22 protein-coding genes, 1 tRNA gene and 2 pseudogenes are annotated in these 20,524 nt (G+C 62.8%); 11 read left to right on the forward strand and 14 right to left on the reverse strand.

The window, feature by feature from the left end:
* Nucleotides 1-15 precede the first annotated feature (15 nt).
* The 5 genes from AC0L3O_RS10705 to AC0L3O_RS10725 all read right to left on the reverse strand — a co-directional run bounded on the left by AC0L3O_RS10705 (nucleotide 16) and on the right by AC0L3O_RS10725 (nucleotide 2,496).
* Nucleotides 16-735, reverse strand: coding sequence for a helix-turn-helix transcriptional regulator (locus tag AC0L3O_RS10705; protein WP_023797058.1), 720 nt, complete (start codon nucleotides 733-735; stop codon nucleotides 16-18).
* A 70-nt stretch (nucleotides 736-805) separates the two neighbouring features.
* On the reverse strand, nucleotides 806-1,216 hold the full coding sequence (locus tag AC0L3O_RS10710; RefSeq protein ID WP_473615516.1) for a hypothetical protein: 411 nt from the start codon (nucleotides 1,214-1,216) through the stop codon (nucleotides 806-808).
* A gap of 7 nt (nucleotides 1,217-1,223) precedes the next feature.
* Nucleotides 1,224-1,589, reverse strand: a complete 366-nt coding sequence (locus AC0L3O_RS10715) for a VOC family protein (protein ID WP_473615517.1) — start codon at nucleotides 1,587-1,589, stop codon at nucleotides 1,224-1,226.
* Nucleotides 1,590-1,642: 53 nt separating this feature from the next.
* Complete coding sequence (locus AC0L3O_RS10720; protein WP_473615518.1) at nucleotides 1,643-2,245, reverse strand: DJ-1/PfpI family protein; 603 nt, start codon at nucleotides 2,243-2,245, stop codon at nucleotides 1,643-1,645.
* A gap of 83 nt (nucleotides 2,246-2,328) precedes the next feature.
* Nucleotides 2,329-2,496, reverse strand: coding sequence for a hypothetical protein (locus AC0L3O_RS10725; protein ID WP_082982284.1), 168 nt, complete (start codon nucleotides 2,494-2,496; stop codon nucleotides 2,329-2,331).
* A gap of 257 nt (nucleotides 2,497-2,753) precedes the next feature.
* Between AC0L3O_RS10725 and AC0L3O_RS10730 the strand changes: the two genes are divergently transcribed.
* The gene (locus tag AC0L3O_RS10730) at nucleotides 2,754-3,725 is read left to right on the forward strand and encodes a ring-cleaving dioxygenase (RefSeq protein ID WP_473615519.1); all 972 of its coding nucleotides are present in this window, start codon (nucleotides 2,754-2,756) and stop codon (nucleotides 3,723-3,725) included.
* Between the two features lie 160 nt (nucleotides 3,726-3,885).
* Entirely contained in the window at nucleotides 3,886-4,047 is a 162-nt protein-coding gene (locus tag AC0L3O_RS10735; protein ID WP_473615521.1) for a hypothetical protein, read from the forward strand.
* 141 nt (nucleotides 4,048-4,188) lie between these two features.
* Here the strand turns inward: AC0L3O_RS10735 and AC0L3O_RS10740 are convergent, their stop codons facing one another.
* From AC0L3O_RS10740 to tkt, 6 genes are all read right to left on the reverse strand, one after another.
* Nucleotides 4,189-4,920 carry an SGNH/GDSL hydrolase family protein gene (locus AC0L3O_RS10740; protein WP_473615522.1) on the reverse strand — a complete coding sequence of 244 codons (732 nt, stop codon included), beginning with the start codon at nucleotides 4,918-4,920 and terminating at the stop codon, nucleotides 4,189-4,191.
* Between the two features lie 133 nt (nucleotides 4,921-5,053).
* Nucleotides 5,054-6,079, reverse strand: a complete 1,026-nt coding sequence (locus AC0L3O_RS10745) for a class I fructose-bisphosphate aldolase (RefSeq protein ID WP_091593288.1) — start codon at nucleotides 6,077-6,079, stop codon at nucleotides 5,054-5,056.
* 160 nt (nucleotides 6,080-6,239) lie between these two features.
* A complete protein-coding gene (locus tag AC0L3O_RS10750; protein WP_473615523.1) occupies nucleotides 6,240-7,436 on the reverse strand; it encodes a phosphoglycerate kinase in 1,197 nt (398 codons plus the stop codon).
* 109 nt (nucleotides 7,437-7,545) lie between these two features.
* Nucleotides 7,546-9,435 carry a potassium/proton antiporter gene (locus AC0L3O_RS10755; RefSeq protein WP_419695009.1) on the reverse strand — a complete coding sequence of 630 codons (1,890 nt, stop codon included), beginning with the start codon at nucleotides 9,433-9,435 and terminating at the stop codon, nucleotides 7,546-7,548.
* A gap of 252 nt (nucleotides 9,436-9,687) precedes the next feature.
* Nucleotides 9,688-10,698 carry a type I glyceraldehyde-3-phosphate dehydrogenase gene (gene gap / locus AC0L3O_RS10760; RefSeq protein WP_287238264.1) on the reverse strand — a complete coding sequence of 337 codons (1,011 nt, stop codon included), beginning with the start codon at nucleotides 10,696-10,698 and terminating at the stop codon, nucleotides 9,688-9,690.
* Nucleotides 10,699-10,855: 157 nt separating this feature from the next.
* Entirely contained in the window at nucleotides 10,856-12,847 is a 1,992-nt protein-coding gene (tkt, locus tag AC0L3O_RS10765; RefSeq protein WP_473615525.1) for a transketolase, read from the reverse strand.
* Nucleotides 12,848-13,151: 304 nt separating this feature from the next.
* On the opposite strand from tkt, the gene AC0L3O_RS10770 reads away from it, so the two are divergent.
* The 4 genes from AC0L3O_RS10770 to AC0L3O_RS10785 all read left to right on the forward strand — a co-directional run bounded on the left by AC0L3O_RS10770 (nucleotide 13,152) and on the right by AC0L3O_RS10785 (nucleotide 15,690).
* A complete protein-coding gene (locus AC0L3O_RS10770) occupies nucleotides 13,152-13,424 on the forward strand; it encodes a DUF4164 domain-containing protein (RefSeq protein ID WP_023797069.1) in 273 nt (90 codons plus the stop codon).
* A gap of 11 nt (nucleotides 13,425-13,435) precedes the next feature.
* Nucleotides 13,436-13,801: a cell division protein ZapA gene (locus AC0L3O_RS10775; protein WP_128175400.1), complete on the forward strand. Its 366-nt coding sequence runs from the start codon at nucleotides 13,436-13,438 to the stop codon at nucleotides 13,799-13,801.
* 211 nt (nucleotides 13,802-14,012) lie between these two features.
* Nucleotides 14,013-14,672 (forward strand): peroxiredoxin, encoded by a 660-nt coding sequence (locus tag AC0L3O_RS10780; RefSeq protein WP_077380501.1) that lies wholly within the window; start codon nucleotides 14,013-14,015, stop codon nucleotides 14,670-14,672.
* A 145-nt stretch (nucleotides 14,673-14,817) separates the two neighbouring features.
* On the forward strand, nucleotides 14,818-15,690 hold the full coding sequence (locus AC0L3O_RS10785) for an MBL fold metallo-hydrolase (RefSeq protein WP_473615526.1): 873 nt from the start codon (nucleotides 14,818-14,820) through the stop codon (nucleotides 15,688-15,690).
* Nucleotides 15,691-15,823: 133 nt separating this feature from the next.
* Here the strand turns inward: AC0L3O_RS10785 and AC0L3O_RS10790 are convergent, their stop codons facing one another.
* From AC0L3O_RS10790 to AC0L3O_RS10800, 3 genes are all read right to left on the reverse strand, one after another.
* The gene (locus AC0L3O_RS10790) at nucleotides 15,824-16,231 is read right to left on the reverse strand and encodes a hypothetical protein (protein WP_473615528.1); all 408 of its coding nucleotides are present in this window, start codon (nucleotides 16,229-16,231) and stop codon (nucleotides 15,824-15,826) included.
* Between the two features lie 390 nt (nucleotides 16,232-16,621).
* Nucleotides 16,622-17,533 (reverse strand): RNA polymerase sigma factor RpoH, encoded by a 912-nt coding sequence (rpoH, locus tag AC0L3O_RS10795; RefSeq protein WP_023797074.1) that lies wholly within the window; start codon nucleotides 17,531-17,533, stop codon nucleotides 16,622-16,624.
* 207 nt (nucleotides 17,534-17,740) lie between these two features.
* Nucleotides 17,741-18,823 (reverse strand): RluA family pseudouridine synthase, encoded by a 1,083-nt coding sequence (locus AC0L3O_RS10800; RefSeq protein WP_473615529.1) that lies wholly within the window; start codon nucleotides 18,821-18,823, stop codon nucleotides 17,741-17,743.
* A 26-nt stretch (nucleotides 18,824-18,849) separates the two neighbouring features.
* On the opposite strand from AC0L3O_RS10800, the gene AC0L3O_RS10805 reads away from it, so the two are divergent.
* From AC0L3O_RS10805 to AC0L3O_RS10825, 5 genes and pseudogenes are all read left to right on the forward strand, one after another.
* Complete coding sequence (locus AC0L3O_RS10805; protein ID WP_473615530.1) at nucleotides 18,850-19,227, forward strand: fimbrial protein; 378 nt, start codon at nucleotides 18,850-18,852, stop codon at nucleotides 19,225-19,227.
* A pseudogene (locus tag AC0L3O_RS10810) lies at nucleotides 19,224-19,630 on the forward strand (VOC family protein). The gene AC0L3O_RS10805 and the pseudogene AC0L3O_RS10810 overlap by 4 nt, the downstream one beginning before the upstream one ends.
* Nucleotides 19,631-19,720: 90 nt before the next feature.
* Nucleotides 19,721-19,795, forward strand: a tRNA-Glu gene (locus AC0L3O_RS10815).
* A 94-nt stretch (nucleotides 19,796-19,889) separates the two neighbouring features.
* Nucleotides 19,890-20,023: pseudogene (locus AC0L3O_RS10820) on the forward strand (type II toxin-antitoxin system HicA family toxin).
* A 5-nt stretch (nucleotides 20,024-20,028) separates the two neighbouring features.
* The gene (locus AC0L3O_RS10825) at nucleotides 20,029-20,448 is read left to right on the forward strand and encodes a type II toxin-antitoxin system HicB family antitoxin (protein ID WP_473615532.1); all 420 of its coding nucleotides are present in this window, start codon (nucleotides 20,029-20,031) and stop codon (nucleotides 20,446-20,448) included.
* The last annotated feature ends 76 nt before the right edge of the window (nucleotides 20,449-20,524 follow it).

Consider the following 20,524-nt stretch of genomic DNA (forward strand, 5'->3'; position numbering starts at 1 on the left):
CAAGAAGCGCCGCGGCTAGGTTCGCGCGGCCCGGTCCGGCGCCATGCCGTAGTCCTCGCTGCGCTCCACCGCACGGTAAAAATCGGCGAGCTGCTTGCCGCGCTCCGGCTTGAAGACGCGGCCGGCTATGACCACTGAAGCAATGCGGTCGATGCGGAAAGCGCGAAAGTCGTCGCGCATCTCGCACCAGGCGACCAGCGTCCACACCTTGCCCCAGAACCACAGGCCCAATGGCCTGATGTCGCGCACCGTGCTGCGGCCTGCTTCGTCGGAGTAGTCGATGGTCAGCACCTGGCGTTTTTCCACCGCGCGCTCGATCAGGTCGATGGCTTCGCGGGCGGCGTCGCTCACCACCCACATCGGCGTGTGGATCTCGGTGCGGGCGATGCGGTCCTTCTCGGCATCGGGCAGCACGGCGCCGATCTTGACCAGCGCCTCGTCGGCGGCCCGCGCCATGGCAGCGCCGCCAAATGCGCGCACCATGCGGGCGCCGGCGACCAGCGCGACGATCTCGTCACGCGTGAACATCAGCGGCGGAAGGTCGAAACCCTCCCTCATCATGTAGCCGACGCCGGCCTCGCCGTCGATCGGCACGCCCGTCGACTGCAGGTCGGCGATGTCGCGGTAGATGGTTCGCTCGGAAACCTCGAGCCACGTGCCCAGCTTCTGGGCGGTGACCAGACGGCCACCGCGCAGATGCTGCACGATCTGGAAGAGCCTGTCGGCGCGGCGCATCGTACGGTCCCTCGATGTTGTTTTTAGCCTGTCGTTGTCCCCAAACCGGTTCCAACTTTCGGGCGATGCATTATGGCTCAAGCCCTTCGCGCTTGCGCTGCGCGGCGACGAATGCCGCGCCGAAGGACAACTTCCCTGTTGTCGGCGTCTTTGCATCCAGCACCCGCCAGAACGGCGCGATGTCGCTCAGCGTCATGCCGCGTTCCAGATCCTCGTTGGCGGCCTCGGCGACAGTGCGCAGATGATAGCCGATGGTGACCGGACATGTCACTTCGGCGCCGTGCTCAATGGGGAGCGCGGTGCGCAACGCGCGGACATCCATGGCCACGCCCTTTGGAATGGAGCGGATGAAATCATCGACCTGCCGTGCCGTCGGCACCAGTATCGGCTGGCCCTCGACGACGTCGCCAACAGTGCGCGGCGTCGGCTTGATGCCATTGACGCCCGGCGTGTTCAGCCTGTCGTTCCAGCTCTTTACCACGCGTCACCTAGACGAAGAGCCCGAAGCTGTTGCCGTCGGGGTCGAGGCAATAGGCGAATGTGCCGGCCGGGATGGAGATTGCCGGCGAGACGACCTGCCCGCCGTTCTGCCTCACCCGTTCCATCGCGTCCTCGATCGGTGCGGCAACCGACAGATGGATGGTCGGGCCGGTTCCCGGTGCCGCGGGTTTCCCGGGGTAGACGTGCCCGGAGGCCGTTCGGTCCTGCGCGGCGAACATGGCCATCGGGTTCGGGCCGCTCTCCTCCAGAATGAGATCGTTCTGAAGCACCGACCCGTAAAAGGCGCGCGCCCGATCCATGTCGGTGACGGGAATCTCGAACCATGCCGAAGGTTTTGCAGGGATGAAGGCCATGTCTGTCTCCTGGTACTTTCGAATTATTGCACGCCGCTCCTGACACCATACTGTCAGGAGGCTTCAGCATATTCCCCTTCTGCATACTCCTTGGCGAACAGCGTGCGCATCTCAGCGAGATCGCTGCTTCTCTGGGGATAGAGCGTCTTTAAATAGGCAAGAGCGAAGGTGCCGGGAGCCGAACCCGGCGCGGACACGATGCGACCGTCGGCGACGGCATAGGGCACGTCCTGATAGTTCTGGGCGCCCGGATAGCCCGGTTCCTTTTCGTTGATCCAGTCACGACCATTGCTGGTGTGTTTGGCGTTGCCGAACAGGCCGGCACGCGCCAGTGCCAGCGTGCCCGCGCAGATGCCGCCGACCACACCGCCGCGCGCTGCGACCGCTGTCAGCAGTGCGGAGACGTCAGGCGGAGCATCGACCCACTGGTCGGAGCCGATGACCGCGACGGCGTCAAGATCGGTGTTTTCATCAACCGCGGTGGAGCGGTCGGGCGTCAGCATAAATCCGCTGGCCGAAGTCACCGGTTCGCCGTTCGGCGCCAGCGAAACCGCGCGTGCGCCGAACCATTCGACCGCCGAAGCCGCCAGCAGCCCGTATTCCCAGTCGGCGAAGCGATCGATGAAAAGAACGCCGATAGTTTTCTGTTCCGACATTTGCTGCTCCGTCTTTCGGTCCGCCTGACCTGTTTATCTGGGCGCGTGGCGTTGGCATGCAACCGCTGCCGCAAAAAATCGCCTCAATGGCCGCGGCCGTGGCGGCCTTCATAATTATCCGGCCAACCGATGTCCTTGCGGATGCTCTGCGGCAACCCGTTCATGAAACGCCGGGTGCGGATCTCGTTGCGCATCGTCCGGATCTTGCCGACATAGTGCTGAACGCTACGCAGAATGGTAAAACCGTTCATAGCTGGTCTCCTCTCTTTCTATGGAGACACTATCGCACACCCCTCCTGACAGCAGTCTGTCAGGAGGCTGAGCGGTCTTTGGTGAGCGTGCCAGGTTTTGCCGGTTCTGATCCGTTTGCCCGAGTGAAGCAGGCTTTCTCGTCGCCGGGATCAAGTCTTTCATCTGCCAACGACGGACCGTCGGAATCCGCAGCAGCGACAGGGCCGGGGTTCTGATATCTAAGGAGAAAAATTTTCCAGAGATCAGGGAGATGACAATGAGCCTGCAACTGACAGGAATTCACCATCTGACCGCAATCACGGCCAATGCACCCGGAAACCTTCGTTTCTACACCAGGACCCTGGGCCTGCGACTGGTCAAGAAGACGGTCAATCAGGACGACACGTCGGCCTATCACCTTTTCTATGCCGACGCCGAGGCGACGCCTGGCACCGATCTTACCTTCTTCGATTGGCCGGTCGGACGCGAGCGGCGCGGCACCAACAGCATCGTGCGGACCAGCCTGAGGGTCGCCAGCCCTGAAAGCCTTGCCTGGTGGAAGCAACACTTGTCCGGCGAGCCCCTCGCGACGGAAGAGATCGGCGCGACGGGAGAGATCGGCGATATCGGCGGCTACCCGTCGCTGGACTTCGAAGACCCGGAAGGCCAGCGCCTGCGTCTCGTCAGCGATGGCGGCAAGGGCGACAGTCACCCCTGGGTGCAAAGCCCGGTCCCAATCGAGCACCAGATACGCGGGCTCGGGCCTATCGTCATCAGCGTTCCCGACATCACCAACACTGAAACCGTGCTGACCAGGGTGATGAACATGCGCAAGGCGCGGGACTATGCCTCGCCGGATGGTCAGGGCCAGGTTTACGTCTTCGAGATGGGAGAAGGCGGCCCGGCGGCGGAGCTTCATGTCGCCGTGCAGCCGGGCCTTGCGCCGGCACGGCAGGGCGCCGGTGCGGTCCACCACGTGGCATTCAGGGCGCCGGACCAGGAGATTTTGCATCAATGGACGGCGCGGCTGGCCGAGTTCCGCCTTCCGTCAAGCGGTGAGGTCGAGCGATACTACTTCCGCTCGCTCTATTTCCGCGAGCCAAACGGCATACTATTCGAGATTGCGACAGACGGCCCGGGATTCACGGCCGACGAGCCGCTGGAAATGCTGGGCGAAAGGCTGGCCTTGCCACCGTTCCTCGAACCGAAACGGGCTGCGATCGAGGCCAATCTCAAGCCGCTGGCATAGTGCTCCCGTGAGGGAGCGAAAGGAGCGCTTCGACAGCTGAGCGCGATGCCGGAGCGCCGCGTCCTTTTTGACGCGCAAAGGACGCTACAGCACCTTCTACGCATCGTGCTTTCCGAAATCGATTTCGATTTGCGGGCCGATGCGCTAGTCAAAAGCGGCCATGTCGAAACTCCTCGCGCTCGTTATGATTGCCATGATGGTCATCCAGCTGATCAAGCCGCTCGGTTGGCCGGGGCTGAAGCGGCGCAGCGATTTTTGGAAGCTGGCGGTGCTGGCGATGGCGGCAATCTCGATAACAGCGGCGCTGGGCCATTGGGCCTAAAACGCGTCGCGTTCGACCGACCTCACGCGACGCGCTTTAGGTTGTTGTTTTATGCATGTCGTTATCGCAAAACCGCTGCACACCCTCGGTTCAAGCCCGAGGGCATGCTTTTGCGCGACATGCATTAGGGCCGGCGGGCCGCTACGCGAGGCGTGGTTCGTTGGCCAGCACCAAATCGACCAGATGTTCCGCCCAGGCCCGGTAGCCCGCTTCCGAGGCATGAAATCCGTCGGAGGCAAAACCGGCTTCGGCATCGGTGATCGGCAGGCGCGGCGCCGGCACAGCGCCGCGTTCGAGGCAAAGGCGCTCGCCCATCCGGTTCATCTCGGCGGCGCGGATTTCCAGGATCTTTCCGAGCAGCGGCGGCATTGCCGGTGCGCGGGTGAATTCCAGCACCGGCGACCACACCACGCGCGCCTCCGGCCATTTGGCGCGCAGCGCGTAGAGCAGGCCGCCAAAATCGCTTTTGAAGCGTGGCACCGAGTGAAAGTTCTTGGTGTCGTTGGTGCCGACGGCGAGCACGATATGCGTCCAGGGATCGGCCGACAGATTGGGCAGCACATGATCGCGGATCTGGCCTGAGGTCGCCGAGTTGAAGCCGGCTGCCCGCCAGCGCACCGCGCGGCCGGTGCGTTTCGAGATCAGCTCGGCCAGTTGCGCGGCCAGCCCGTATTCGGAATTGCCGATGCCGACCGAGGCGGCGGAGGAATCGCCAAGCATCAGCAGCGAGATCGCCGGCACCTGGCCCGAAATCTCGTGCATGACCGGACCTTGTGCCGGCAGCATGCGGCTGGTGCGACGGCGCACGCCGAGCCCCTGCCAGACATAGACCGGAAAGGCGAGCCAGGTGAGAAGGGCAAGAAAGCGCTGCATCGCAAACCGTTAATGGGGCAAACGACTTTCGGGCTCAACGCAAGCCGACACGGCGCCGCATTTTTTTGGAGCATTTTGGAGCAGATGGGACCCGGGCACATGGCCCGGGTTCGGATGAAGATAGAAAAACCGGTCAGGCGGCCTGTTCCAATTCCGGCTGCCATTTGCCAAGCGCTGCCAAGTGGTTCATGTGGGCGCGGTGGGCGAAGGCTGCCTGGGCAGCGGCGACGTTGGCCGCCTTGCCGCTCCATGCCTTCTGTGGCGCCGCCTGCAAGGCGCGGCCATAGGAGAAGGTCAGCTTCCATGGATGCGGGCCGATGGCGTTGATGGCGTTGAGGTTGGCGGTCGCCTCCTCATCCGATTGCCCACCGGAGAGAAAGGCGATGCCGCCAATCGCTGCCGGCACCGTCTCGCGGAACAGTTTTATAGTCTTTTCGGCGACTTCCTCGGGGCTGCTGGTGTTGCCAGACTTTTTGCCGGCGAGAACCATGTTCGGCTTCAGAATGGTGCCTTCAAGGACGACGCGGGCGGCGTAGAGCTCGGTGTAGAGTTTCGTCAGCGTTGCCTTGCTGATCTCGTAGCAGGTGCCGATGTCGTGGGCGCCGTCCATCAGCACCTCCGGCTCGACGATCGGCACGATGCCGGCCTCCTGGCAGAGCGCCGCATAGCGGGCGAGCGCATGCGCGTTCGAGCCGATCGACGTGGCGGAGGGCACGCCCCTGGCGACGTCGATGTCGATCACTGCACGCCATTTGGCGAAACGGGCGCCGAGCTTGTAATAGTCGGCGAGCCGCTCGCGCAGGCCGTCGAGGCCTTCGGTGATGGTGTCGCCGGGGTACCCGGCCAGAGGCTTGGCGCCGGCATCGACCTTGATGCCTGGAATGGCGCCGGTCGCCTTGATGATGTCGACCAGCGGCGTGCCGTCGGCGGCTTTCTGGCGAATGGTCTCGTCATAGAGGATGACGCCGGAGATGTATCTGGTCATCGCCTCCCTGGCGCGGAACATCATCTCGCGATAGTCGCGGCGGCTGTCGGCGGTCGATTCGACGCCGATGACGTCGAAGCGCTTCTTGATGGTGCCGGAACTCTCGTCGGCGGCCAAAAGACCCTTGCCGTCGGCCACCATCGCAGCGGCAATGTCCTCGAGACGTTCGCTCATTGTGCATCCTCCTGAACCGGTTGTTCCAAACAGTGTGAAAATCCGGGCTAGCAGACCACTAGAGCAAAGCAGGTTCAAGTCGAACCATTCCAGGCGGAAAGCTCGAATCGATTGAAACGCGCAAACGCCCCTGTTCGCCTGTTGCCCGGTGCCTAGGGCCTCAGCGCTTCAGCACGTCGACACCGGGCAACGGCTTGCCCTCCATCCATTCCAGGAAGGCGCCGCCGGCGGTCGAGACATAGGTGAAGTCGTCGGCGACGCCGGCATGGTTGAGGGCGGCCACCGTGTCGCCGCCACCTGCCACCGAGATCAATTTGCCGGCCTTGGTGCGGGCTGCGGCGTGCCTGGCCGCCGCCACCGTCGCCCGGTCGAACGGCTCGATCTCGAAGGCGCCGAGCGGACCGTTCCAGACCAGCGTCGCGGCGCGGTCGATCCAGTCGGCAACGGTCTTCACGGTCTTTTCGCCGACATCGAGGATCATGGCGTCGGCCGGCACCTCTGATATGGCGACGGTTTCGCTGGCGGCGCCCGCCTTGAATTCCCTGGCGACGACACCGTCGACCGGGAGGATGACGGCGCAGCCGGCTTCGGCCGCCTCGATCATGACCTGCTTGGCGGTGTTGGCGAGATCATGCTCGCACAGCGATTTTCCGACGGCGGTGCCGCGCGCGGCGAGGAAGGTGTTGGCCATGCCGCCGCCGATGACCAGCGCGTCGACCTTCTTCACGAGATTCATCAGGAGGTCGATCTTGCTCGAGACCTTGGCGCCGCCGACGATGGCTACGACAGGGCGGACGGGATTGCCGAGGCCCTTTTCCAGCGCGTCGAGTTCGGCTTGCATGGTACGGCCGGCGAAGGCCGGCAGCAGGTGCCCAAGCCCTTCCGTCGACGAATGGGCGCGGTGGGCGGCGGAAAAGGCGTCGTTGACGAAGATGTCGCCATTGGCGGCGAGCTTTTCGGTGAAGGCCGGGTCGTTCTTCTCCTCGGCCTTGTAGAAGCGGGTGTTTTCGAGCAGCAGCACGTCGCCGTTGTTCATGGCGGCGACGGCGCTCGCGGCCTTGTCGCCGATGCAATCGGCCGCGAAGCCGACAGGGCGGCCAAGCACCTCCGCGGCCGCCCTGGCGATCGGCTCAAGCGAGAATTCGGGCGAAGGTCCATCCTTGGGCCGGCCGAAATGGGCAAGCAGGATGACCTTGGCGCCCTTGCCGGAAAGCTCGGCGATGGTCGGCGCGATGCGCTCGATGCGGGTGGCGTCGGTGACCTTGCCGTCGGCGACGGGAACGTTGAGGTCGACGCGCACCAGCACGCGCTTGCCGTCGATATTGCCGATGTCGTCCAGTGTCTTAAAGCCGGCCATGCTGTTCCCTTTCGCGAAAAATCGCGGGGACCTTACCCCGCATCAACGACGATGCAAGACCTGCATGGGAGTTCACGGAAAATATGATCCACGCCTCGGTCGCAAGCAGTCAGCCCTCGCCGGTTGTTTTTTCCATCACTGGCTGTGGAGCCGGTTCCGCGTCGTCCGGCGCCTCGGCACCCGGCTTTTTGGTCCGCTTGCGCCAATTGCGAACAAAGCCAACGATGCGGTCGGCGATCTCGCCGGCACTCAGGAACACCGGCACCCGCGCCACCGGCGCGGTCGGCTCGAGGGAAAGACCGAGACCGGTGATCCTGCCCTTGTCGTCGACGTCGCGGACGATCAGCTCGATCGGACCAATCAGCACGCGGTCGGCATATTCGGCATGGCCGCCGAGCCGCGCCGTCACCAGGTCGCCGACGGTCAGCTTGCGTTCCTCCTCGGTCAGGCCCGGCGCGTAAGCGGCTTCCAGTTCTGCGGCGGAGCGTGCCGGATCGACGGCGAAGGCGCCGAAGAAGTCGGCATCCTCGGGATCGACCACGGCGCGGCTGGCGAACAGCTTGTCCAGCAGGGCGGGATAGCGATCCGGCACGAAGATGTAGACATGGTCGCCGGCGGCGAGCCTGCCCATGTCCTGGAAGCGCATCGAGCGGCCGTCGCGCAGCACGAGCGACGGCCGCGCCCAGCGCGGAATGCGCTCGCCGCGCGCCACCGGGCTGCCTGGTGCCACGCGGTAGGCGAGCAGTTCGTGATGGGCGGAGCCAGGCAGTTCGAGCTCGACCTTGTCCAACGGACCCAGCCGGGCGGGCACGATCAGACCGAGCCGGCGCGCCAGCGGTCCGACGGTCCATCCCTGGATGACCAGCGATACCAACACCACGATGAAGGCGGTGTTGAAGATGAGGCGGCCATTCTCAAGACCGCCAAGCAGTGGCGTGATGGCGAGCAGGATCGACACGGCGCCACGCAGACCCACCCATGAGACGAAGGCGACTTCCGGGCGCGGCAGACGAAACGGCATCAGGCAAAGCCAGACGGCGATCGGCCGCGCCACGAATATCAGGAACAGGCCCAGCAGCACCGCCGGCAGCAGGATCGCCGGAAATTGCGAGGGCGTCGCGAACAGGCCGAGGATCAGGAACATGATGATCTGCGCCAGCCACGACATGCCGTCCTGGAAGCGCTTGAGGATGGTGACGGCGCGGATGTCGGAATTGCCGGCAATGAGGCCGGCGAGATAGACCGCCAGAAAGCCGGAGCCGCCAATGGCGCCGGCGGCGGCGAACACCATCAGCGACAGCGTCAGCACGAAGATCGGCAGCAGCCCGTGGTCGAGATTGAGCCGGTCGACGAGGCGAACGATGGCGAGGCCGCCGAAAATGCCGACGATGGCGCCAAGCCCCATGTTGAGAAGGAAGCCGAGGACAAGGTCGGTAACCAGCACCCTGGCCTCGGGGCTGGCGTTGGCGGCGATGATCTCGACCAGGCTTATGGTCAGGAAGATGGCGATCGGGTCATTGGTGCCGGACTCCACCTCTAACGTCGAGCGTACGCGTTCGCGCAAATTGATCTCGCCGGCGCGCAACAGGAAGAACACCGCTGCCGCGTCGGTCGAGGCGACAGCGGCCCCGAGCAGGAAGGATTCCAGCCAGCTGAGATCGAGCAGATAATGGGCGACCGCGCCGAACAGGCCAGTGGTCAAAAGGACGCCGATGGTCGCCAGCGACAGCGCCGGTCCGGCCGCCTGGCGCAACGCGTTGAGCGGCGTGCCGAAACCGGAATCGAACAGGATCACCGCCAGCGCCAGTGAGCCGGCAAAATAAGCCAGCCGCGCATTGTCGAACTGGATGCCGAGGCCGTCGGTTCCCGTGGCCAGGCCAATGCAGAGAAACAGCAGCAAGAGAGGGGCGCCGAAGCGGAAGGCGATCAGGCTCGAAAACGCGGCGGCAACGACGAGAGCGGCGCCGACCAACGTCACGAGATAGATCGCATGCTCCATCCGCCAATTGCCCCTCGAATTCGTGTCCCTCTCGCTTTACGGGAGAGTGAGGCGAAGACATGACCGGTGCAAGGCGTGAGGGTGGTTTTTTGCCCTATGCCGCTGATTTTCGAGTGTTTTGGCGCTCAAGGCGCGGGTCTTGCCAAACAAACCCTTAGAGCGTCGTTGCGCATTCAAAAGGGCGCTGCGCGCTCTCATGAAAAACGCCCGGACAGGCCGGGCGTTTCAAGTCGCAAGAAGATGGTTCTGCGGTCAGGCGATGGTCTTGCCGAAGGCGACTGATGTGTCGGCCATGCGGTTGGAAAAACCCCATTCATTATCGTACCAGGACAGCACCGAAACGAAGTTGCCGTCCATGACCTTGGTCTGGTCGAGCGCCATGATCGAGGAATGCGGGTCGTGGTTGAAGTCGATCGACACGTTCGGATGACGGGTGACGGCGAGAACGCCCTTCAGCTTGCCGTTGGAGGCGGCGATCACCGCCTCGTTGATTTCCTGCACCGTGGTCGAACGCTTGGCGATGAACTTGAAATCGACGACCGAGACGTTCGGGGTCGGCACGCGGATGGAGATGCCGTCGAGCTTGCCCTTCAGATCGGGCAGCACCAGGCCGATCGCCTTGGCCGCGCCGGTCGAGGTCGGGATCTGCGACAGTGCTGCGGCGCGGGCGCGGTAGAGATCCTTGTGCATGGTGTCCAATGTCGGCTGGTCGCCGGTGTAAGAGTGGATCGTCGTCATCATGCCCTTCTCGATGCCGACGGCCTCATGCAGCACGGCTGCCAGCGGCGCCAGGCAGTTGGTGGTGCAGGAGGCGTTCGAGATGACGATGTGGTCCTTGGTCAGCTTGTCATGGTTGATGCCATAGACGACGGTGAGGTCGGCGCCCTCGGCCGGCGCCGAGACGAGGACGCGCTTGGCGCCGGCGGCGAGGTGCGCGGCGGCCTTGTCGCGTGCGGTGAAGATGCCGGTGCATTCGAGCGCGATATCGATGCCGAGATCCTTCCACGGCAGCTGCGTCGGGTCCTTGATCGCGGTGACCTTGAATTTTTCGCTGCCGACGGTGATCTGGTCACCGTCGACCGTCACTTCATGCGGGAAGCGGCCATGCACGCTGTCGTAGCGCAGCAGATGCGCATTGGTCTCGACCGGGCCGAGGTCGTTGACGGCGACGACATCGATGTCCTTGCGACCGGATTCGTGGATGGCGCGCAGGATGTTGCGGCCGATGCGGCCGAATCCGTTGATGGCAACTCTGACGGTCATTTTTCTCTCCCTGGGAGTTGGGGGCCGAAGATCAAGTCCGCAGCTTCATAACGGCGGGCTGGCAAAGAATCCAGCCGTCGATGGGTTGGATTTAAGTCCATTACGTCGCGGCTGCCGGCGAAACCGCCATGTGCGGCTTCGCTGGAGACCAACATATTTACTCGCCGTGCAGGCGTGCTTCCGCCGCCTTCACTGTCGCTTCGGCGGTGATGCCGAAATGCGGATAGAGCTGTTCAATCGTGCCAGAGGCGCCGAAGCCCGTCATGCCGATGAAGATGCCGTCGATGCCGATGAAATGATCCCAGCCCTGGCGGATGCCGGCTTCGATGGCGATCTTAATCGGCGCGTTGCCGATCGTCTTGTTGCGGTAATCAGCACTTTGCTTGTCGAACAATTCGAAGCAGGGCACAGAGACGACGCGGGTCGGATGGCCGTGCTTCTCCAATGCCTCGCGCGCCGCCAGCGCAATCTCGACCTCGGAACCCGAAGCGAAGATCGTCACCGCCGCATCGCCACTGGCAGCGGCCAGCTCATAGGCGCCCTGGCGACAAAGGTTTTCCGCAACGAAGTCGTTGCGCACCGCCGCCAGGTTCTGCCGGGTCAGCGCCAGCGTCGAAGGCGTCTTTTCCTGCTCGAGGGCCAACTGCCAGCATTCGGCGGTCTCGACCGCGTCGGCCGGACGGAAGACATTGTGGTTCGGAATGGCGCGCAGTGCGGCCAGATGCTCGACCGGCTGATGGGTCGGGCCGTCTTCACCGAGACCGATGGAATCGTGGGTCATGACGAAGATCGAGCGGATGGCCATCAGCGAGGCGAGCCGCATCGACGGACGGGCATAGTCGGAAAAGCACATGAACGTGCCGCCATAGGCGATGAGGCCGCCATGCAGCGTCAGTCCGTTGAGCGCGGCGGCCATGCCGTGCTCGCGGATGCCGTAGTGAACGTAGCGCTGGCCGTAGTCGTCCGAGGTGATGTTCTTGGTCTGGCTGGTCTTGGTGTTGTTGGAGCCGGTCAGGTCGGCCGAGCCGCCGATGGTTTCCGGCACGGCGCCGTTGATGATCTCGAGCGCCATTTCCGACGATTTTCGGGTGGCGACCTTCGGTTTGTCCGCGGCGAGCTTCTTCTTGTAGTCGGTGATGACGGCGTCGAAATTCGCCGGCAGCGTGCCACTGATGCGGCGCTCGAATTCGCTGCGCAATTGGGCGTCGGCGCTGGCAAGGCGGCCTTCCCAGTCGGTGCGTGCCTTGATGCCGGTCTTGCCGGCGTCGCGCCAGGCATCGAGGATATCGGCAGGAAGCTCGAAAGGCGGATAATCCCAGCCGAAGAATTTTCTCGCACCGGCGATTTCCTCGGCGCCGAGCGGCGAACCGTGTGCCTTGTTGGTGCCGGCCTTGGTCGGCGCGCCGAAGCCGATCGTCGTCTTGCAGGCGATCATCGTCGGTTTGTCGGAATGGCGCGCCGCCTCGATGGCATAGGCGATCGCTTCCGGATCCTGGCCGTCGATGTGGCTGGCGTTCCAGCCGGACGCCTGGAAGCGGGCGACCTGATCGGTGTTGTCGGCCAGCGAAACCGGGCCGTCGATCGAGATGTTGTTGTTGTCCCAAATGACGATCAGCTTGTTCAGCTTGAGATGTCCGGCAAGCGCGATGGCTTCCTGGGAAACGCCCTCCATCAGGCAGCCGTCACCGGCCAGCACATAGGTGTAGTGGTCGACGAGGTCGTTGCCGAACGCGGCATTCATGATGCGCTCGCCGAGCGCGAAACCGACCGAATTGGCAAGCCCCTGGCCGAGCGGGCCGGTCGTCGTCTCGATGCCGGCGGCATGGCCATATTCGGGATGGCCTGCCGTCCTCGACCCCACCTGGCGGAAATGCTTGATCTGGTCGAGGGTGATGTCCTCGTAGCCGGTCAGATAAAGCAGCGAATAAAGCAGCATCGAACCGTGGCCGGCCGACAGGATGAAGCGGTCGCGATCGGGCCAATGTGGGTTCTTCGCATCGTATTTCAGGAAACGCGTGAACAGCACCGTGGCGATGTCGGCGCAGCCCATGGGCAGGCCGGGGTGGCCGGACTGGGCCTTCTCGACGGCGTCCATGGAAAGAAAACGGATCGCATTGGCCATCCGGTCATGTTGTTCGCGCGAGGTCATGCTTCCTCCAGTGTGGGGGGTCGGGGCCTTGGAAGAGCCCTGGAAAGGGGTGCGCGACACATAGCAGGCGCGGCTTTTTAGTCAACAAACCGGCGCACTTTTGCCGATCTTGTTGGTCAGTAAACCGGCGCTTTTGCCGGTCTTGCGATGGCGCGAGGAGGGCTTTGGTGGCCTAAATTAGCGTTAGCAGGGGACAGTCGCGAGAGCTTTATTGACGTTGGCTTCACACGGCGCGTAATGTTTCAGACATAACGCGTTCTGAACGTGGATGATTCGGTGATGGGCAGGGCGCAGGACGAAAGCCATGACCGGGGAAACGACACTCAAGGAAGTCATCGCCAGGCTGGGTAAGGCCATCGAGGGGCTGGAAAACGCCGTCGCGGCCAAGCTCGAGCACGAGCGCGACTATACGGAAGCCGAGGCGGAGGTGCAGCGCATGAACGCCGACCGCTCGCGGCTGGCGCAGGAACTCGACAATTCCGAAGCGCGCGCCGAACGGCTGGAAGACGCCAACAAGGAAGTGTCGCGTCGGCTGGTGACCGCCATGGAAACCATCCGCGCCGTGTTGGATAGATAGGGGCTGGCCCAATGGCACAAGTCACGGTTTCCATCGATGGCAAGCAGTATCGCATGGCTTGCGACGAGGGCCAGGAAGAGCATCTGATCGACCTTGCCGAGCGCTTCGACCGCTATGTCTCGCATCTGAAAGACTCATTCGGCGAAATCGGCGACCAGCGGCTGACGGTGATGGCCGGCATCATGGTTATGGACGAGCTTTCGGAACTGCAAAAGCGCGTCAAGGGCATGGAAAGCGAAGTGCTGACGCTGCGCAAGACGCGTGACGATGCGCTGACCAAGGCCGACAAGAACGATTCCGTGCTGACCCAAGCACTTGGCGCGCTCGCCCAGCGCATGGAAGATCTGGCGACGACGCTGTCGGTGAACAAGGCCTAGATTTCCACTGCTGTCGCGCCCAACGCCCTATTGCGCCGGCATCAATGGGCGCGAAATGCTGCTGTTTACGACAAAAAGCGAAAAAGTTGTCGTCGCCGGCCCCGGTACCGGTGCAACAGGCGTATGAAGGATGACGCCGCAGTGGTAAAAAGGCGGAAGCAGGGCCGGTGGGTGGTCCATACCGGCTGCAATCACAGGGTAGGGACGCATCATGAGCCTTCGTATCAATGACACCGCGCCGGATTTCACGGCCGAAACCACGCAAGGGACGATCAACTTCCACGAATGGATCGGTGATGGTTGGGCGGTGCTTTTCAGCCATCCGAAGAATTTCACGCCGGTCTGCACGACCGAGCTCGGCACGATGGCCGGGCTGGAAGGCGAGTTCAAGAAGCGCAACGTCAAGATCATCGGGATTTCCGTCGATCCGGTCGAGAGCCATGGCAAATGGCAGGACGACATCAAGAAGGCGACCGGCCAATCGGTGAACTACCCGCTGATCGGCGACAAGGACCTCAAGGTCGCCAAGCTTTACGAGATGCTGCCGGCGGGCGCCGGCGAAACCTCGGAAGGGCGCACGCCCGCCGACAACGCGACGGTGCGTTCAGTTTATGTCATCGGCCCCGACAAGAAGATCAAGCTGGTTCTCACCTATCCGATGACGACCGGCCGTAACTTCGATGAGATCCTGCGTGCGATCGATTCCATACAGTTGACCGCCAAGCACCAGGTGGCGACGCCGGCGAACTGGAAGCAGGGCGAGGACGTCATCATCACCGCCGCTGTTTCCAACGAGGATGCGGTCAAGCGTTTCGGCGCCTTCGAGACGATCCTGCCGTATCTTCGGAAGACCAAGCAGCCCTCCGCCTGAGAAGGCGGCACGGAAGGATTTTCGGCTTTTTTGCCTCGGCGAAGCATGCGGTGCTTGACGGCGTGGCGCTGGCGAATGACCATGCTCTTCTTTTACCCCGGCAGGGAAAACCATTCCTGCCGGGTGAGAGTTGAGGGAGCCGGGATTGGACGCGACATCGGCCAGGCTGCAGGTGGCAGGCTTTTACGACAAGCCGAGCGGGTCCATCCAGTATGTCGTTGCCGACCCGCAGACGCGACGATGCGCAATCATCGATCCGGTCTTGGATTTCGATGAGAAGTCCGGCGCCACTGCCACGAAAAATGCCGACGCCCTGCTCGACTTCATTAGAGATCAACGGCTGGTTGTCGAATGGATCCTCGACACCCACCCGCATGCCGACCATTTCTCGGCGGCACACTATCTCAGCACGAAGACAGGAGCGCCGACGGCGATCGGCGAGAAGGTCGTCGACGTCCAGAAACTGTGGAAGGCAATCTACAACTGGCCGGGGTTTCCTGCCGACGGATCCCAGTGGAACAGGCTGTTTGCCGACGGCGAGACCTTTTCGGTCGGCGGCATTCCGGCAAAGGTGCTTTTTTCGCCGGGCCACACGCTGGCCTCGATCACCTATGTGATCGGCGACGCCGCTTTCATCCACGATACGCTGTTCATGCCGGACAGCGGCACGGCGAGAGCGGACTTTCCCGGCGGCAGTGCCGCGCAACTCTGGCGCTCGATCCAAAATATCCTCGCGCTGCCGGACGAGACACGTCTGTTCGTCGGTCATGACTACCAGGCGGAGGGGCGCGAGCCCTTGTGGGAGAGCACGGTCGCGGAACAAAAATCCGGGAATACCCATGTTGCCGCTTGCAGGACGGAGGCCGATTTCGTTGCGTTGCGCGAGGCGCGCGACAGGACGCTGCCGATGCCGAGGCTGATCCTGCACGCGCTGCAGGTCAACATGAATGGCGGGCGCTTGCCGGAACCGGAATCCAACGGCCGCCGCTATTTGAAATTTCCGCTCGATTGCCTTTGAGCAGTCGTTGGCAGACGGAACTTCGCATTCCGGAAGCCAGCGCCGCCCCTCATTGCCTCTTCTCCCCGTCACTATACGAGGAGAAGGGGCGGCAGCCGGATGAGGGGCAGCGCAGAGGCCAGCCAGCCTAGCTTCAGGGCTTTGTTCGGCGGACTAAATGTTCATACGTGATTTGCCAAGGGTCGCACTCGGAAGATCTTTCCTCGCCGATCCAATGGAAGCTGCTGGCGGTGATCTCGGTGAAACGCCATCGAGTTTTCAGACCGCGCGAATCAGTGCCGAGTTGGACAATGTCTTTACCCTCGGCCCGCCCGATCTGGCGCGAGTGATCTCGGTTGAGCGGGTCATTCCATATGATGTGCCAGCCATCGATCCCAGGATCGAAGATGCGCAAAGTCGTGCCATACATCGTGGATGGCGCAGGGCGCTTGGGCCTGATCCAGACGTCCTGAATCGCGCGGCCTTCGAGCACCCAGCCAAAATGGCATTCTCCATCCCATTTCTGGATTGTGCCGTCATCGCGGTAGTGGACCGTGTCCATTTCCCAGCTTCCAATTAGCCATCCATACAGGTTCATGTCTTTCGCTCGGTCGGCTGGGGGACCGTCGGATCCGAGAGCGGTGAGAAACGAAGAAATCGTCATCGTCATACTGCCTTTGGTTTCCAAACAGGCGAGCTCAACTGCCCAGCGCAGCCCCGACGGCCCGTTGTCGCGCCCGCTTGCCGCAAGCGCCGCCTCGTGAAATTTCGCGACGGAAGCCGTGTCGGCGCCGGAACATTGCCGCCACAATTTGCAGCGTTGCGGTTTCCAGGGCTTGGGGAAAATTGCTATAATGCCGCTATGAGCCGGCCAGGCTGATCACACCGAGGACCCACAAAAAAGGCGGCGCCAGTTACCTGGCGCCGCCGCTATTTGTTTCCGCCGGAGGTTTTACGCCGCCGGCTGCGCCTCGATGGTGCGCAGCGCCTGCATCTGGCGCTTGGCTGCGGCCTTGACCGCGTCCTGCACCTTCTCGAAGGCGCGCACCTCGATCTGGCGCACGCGCTCGCGGCTGATGTCGAACTCGGCCGACAGCTCTTCCAGCGTCAGCGGCTCCTCGGCCAGGCGGCGCGCCTCGAAGATGCGCCGCTCGCGCTCGTTGAGCACGGCAAGAGCGCCGGACAGCATGCCGCGCCGGTTCTCCAGTTCGTCCTGCTCGATCAGCGCCTCTTCCTGGCTTTCGTGGTCATCGACCAGCCAGTCCTGCCATTCACCTGATTCACCTTCGCTCGCCCGGATCGGCGCGTTGAGCGAAGCGTCGCCCGACAGGCGGCGGTTCATCGACACCACTTCCGCTTCCGACACGTTGAGGCGGGTGGCGATCTCGGCGATCTGCTCGGGCTTCAAGTCGCCGTCGTCGAGCGCCTGAATCTTGCCCTTCACCTTGCGCAGGTTGAAGAACAGGCGCTTCTGGTTGGCGGTGGTGCCCATCTTGACCAGGCTCCACGAGCGCAAGATGTATTCCTGGATCGAGGCCTTGATCCACCACATGGCGTAGGTGGCGAGCCGGAAGCCGCGCTCCGGTTCGAATTTCTTGACGGCCTGCATCAGGCCGACATTGCCTTCCGAGATCACTTCGCCGATCGGCAGGCCGTAGCCGCGATAGCCCATGGCGATCTTGGCGACGAGCCGAAGGTGGCTGGTGACGAGCTTGTGCGCAGCCGTGGTGTCCTCGTGCTCAGCGTAACGCTTGGCGAGCATGTACTCTTCCTGCGGCTGAAGCATCGGAAAGCGACGGATTTCTTCCAGGTAGCGGCTGAGGCCGCCTTCGCCGGAAACGATACTGGGTAGTGACTGGGCCATGATAGCGCCCCTCTCTCTTGGAGTGGTGCCCCCTAACGCGGCGGGCATAAGTCACGAACGCCAAAAGGCTCGTTCGCGACAGCGGATGTATACAGGAACAAAACCAGAAAGGACAGCATTTGGTTCAACACGAAACAGTGTGTCACGCCAAAGTGAACAACGCGGGTCAGGTTTTTGCCGACCTGGCTTTGAATGGATGAAGCCGGTTCAGAGTCTGCGGAAGCCGTCCACGAGTTCCTCCATGTCGCTCGGTAGCGGCGCCTCGAACCTCATCGGTAAATGGGTAGTCGGATGCCGAAATTCAAGCAGGCGGGCATGCAATGCCTGTCGCGGAAAGGCCTTCACCCGGCCTTTCAGCGGCTCGGGCAGCCGGTTCGCCTTGGTGCGAAAGGCCTGGCCGTAATCGGGATCGCCGACGACGGGATGGCCGATATGAGCCATGTGGACGCGGATCTGATGAGTGCGACCGGTCTCGAGCCGGCATTCGACCAGGCTCGCCGTGGCAAACTCCTTTTGCTGCTCGCCAAAGCGCCCGACCACCGTGAAATGGGTGACAGCGTGGCGGGCATCGTCGCGGCCCTGTGGCACCACGGCACGGCGCACGCGGTCGGCGGCGCGACCGAGCGGCTCGTCGACCGTGCCTGTCGGTCGCATCGGAATGCCCCAGACCAGCGCCAGATAGGCGCGTTTGAGATCGCCGGTCAGGCCATGGTCGGCAAAGGCCTCCGACAATGATTTATGGGCGCGGTCGGTTTTTGCCACGACCATGACGCCGCTGGTTTCCTTGTCCAGGCGGTGGACGATGCCCGGCCGCCGCACGCCGCCGATGCCGGAAAGACTGTCGCCGCAATGGTGGATCAGCGCGTTGACCAGCGTGCCGGTCCAGTTGCCGGCGCCGGGATGGACGACCAGCCCCGGCGGCTTGTCGATGACGATCAATTCATTGTCTTCATAGAGGACGTCGAGCGGGATGTTCTCGCCTTGCGGCTCCGCCGGCTCCGGCTCCGGCATGTCGACCGCTACGCGGTCACCGGCTGCCATCTTGCGTTTGGTCTCGTTGACCGGCTGGCCGCCGACCTTGACGGCGCCCTGCCGGATCAGCATCTGCACCCGGCTGCGCGACATGTCCGGGCCGAGCTTGCCCGCCAGCCATTGGTCGAGCCGCTGGCCGGCCGCATCGGAGCCTGCTTCCAGTACGACTGATCCCCCGTCTGGCGATCCGCCGTTTGGCGATCCGCCCGTCAATCCATCCTCTATCAATATCGGGGTCTCTTCGTTATGAGCGCTCATCGAAAATCGTTCCGGAATGGTTTGCCATGGCTGCTGCCGATGAAGACGAGGAAAAGCCGCTCGACCCCGAAGTCGAAAAGGTGCGCAAGAAGCTCGTCCGCTTCGTCGCCATCAATCTCGGCCTGCTGTTCCTCGCCCTTATGGTGGTGATTGCAGCCCTTGTCTACAAAACGCGCAGCGCGCCACCGGCAGCCCCATCCCTTGCCGGCGACATCCGGGTGCCGGCAGGCGAGCCGCTGACCGGCGACATCGTGCTGCCGGTCGGCGCCAAGGTCATCAGCCAGTCGCTTTCCGGCAACCGCGTCTCCATCGATGCGGAGCTTGCCGACGGCAGCCGCGCCATTTTTGTCTACGACATCACCGAGCGCCGCATCATCGGTCGCTTTTCGATCCGCAGGAAATGACTGGTTTCGCCGAACATCGCCGCGTCGCCAGCGTCGCGCTTGTCGTCGCCAATTACGACGAGGCGATCGCCTGGTATGTCGACAAGCTCGGCTTCTTGCTCACAGAGGACGTCGATCTCGGCGGCGGCAAGCGCTGGGTCACGGTGGCGCCGGCGAACGGACAAGGCGCGCAGCTGCTGCTGGCCGAAGCGTCGGATGATGCGCAAAGGGATAGCATCGGCAACCAGACCGGCGGCCGCGTCTTTTTGTTTCTCGAAACCGACGATTTTGTCCGCGACCATGCGGCAATGCTCAAAAAGGGCGTTGAATTCCGCGAGGCGCCCCGCGTTGAGGCCTATGGCACTGTGGCGGTTTTCGCCGATCTCCATGGAAATCTCTGGGACTGATCGAGCCAAAACGATAGGCCTGCAACGGATATTTCCCCGACATCATTGACTGCCAGAAGCCCAGTTGCTTTTTCCCGGCCGTCAGCCTATATCGCCGGTTCTTGAACGCGCCCATCGTCTAGCGGTCAGGACACCGCCCTCTCACGGCGGGAACAGGGGTTCGATTCCCCTTGGGCGTACCAAGGATTTCAACGCTTAGCTCGCTTGCGGTCTGTACATCGAATGTTTGTCGATAAGCGACCATGTACGGCCGCGAATGTTGGCGGACCTGAGTGTCTGGAGGCGCTGGACGCAAGCCATGCACAATTCAAACACAAGAAGAAAGCCGGTAGAGTCACGGTTCCCAAAAGGGATATTCCTTTGGGACCCTGCGGAGCATCGAACGTCAATCCGGTCTAAAGCTGAGGTAGATACAATGAAGCAGTATATCGGATTGATCCATAAGGATACCGGCAGCGACTTCGGTGTGGCCTTTCCTGATTTTCCCGGCGTTGTCACCGCCGGCACCGATCTGGACGACGCTAGTGCTATGGCTGAGGAGGCCCTTGCCCTTCACATCGAAGGGCTTGTGGAAGATGGCGAAGCCATTCCAGAACCCTCCAGCTTGGAAGATGTCATGGCCGACGCCGATAATCGAGACCGCGTCGCAATCTTGGTTGCGGTGAAGACCGAGGCCAAGAAAGCTGTCCGCGTCAACATCACGCTCGCTGAAGATGTTCCAAGCCAAATTGACGCCTTTGCCGAGGCGCCCGGTTATACCCGGTCCGGCTTTATCGCGAAGGCGGCTCAAAGAATCATCGAGCTTGAGGGCGGCCGAAAGGCTCGCAGCGCTTAGCTACCGTTTGCGCTACCCAGGGACTTCCAATGCAAGTGTCCCTATGGCCTGGCTTCTGGCGCATCGTCGCCGGTTG

It is taken from the genome of Mesorhizobium sp. WSM4810, assembly GCF_055811235.1.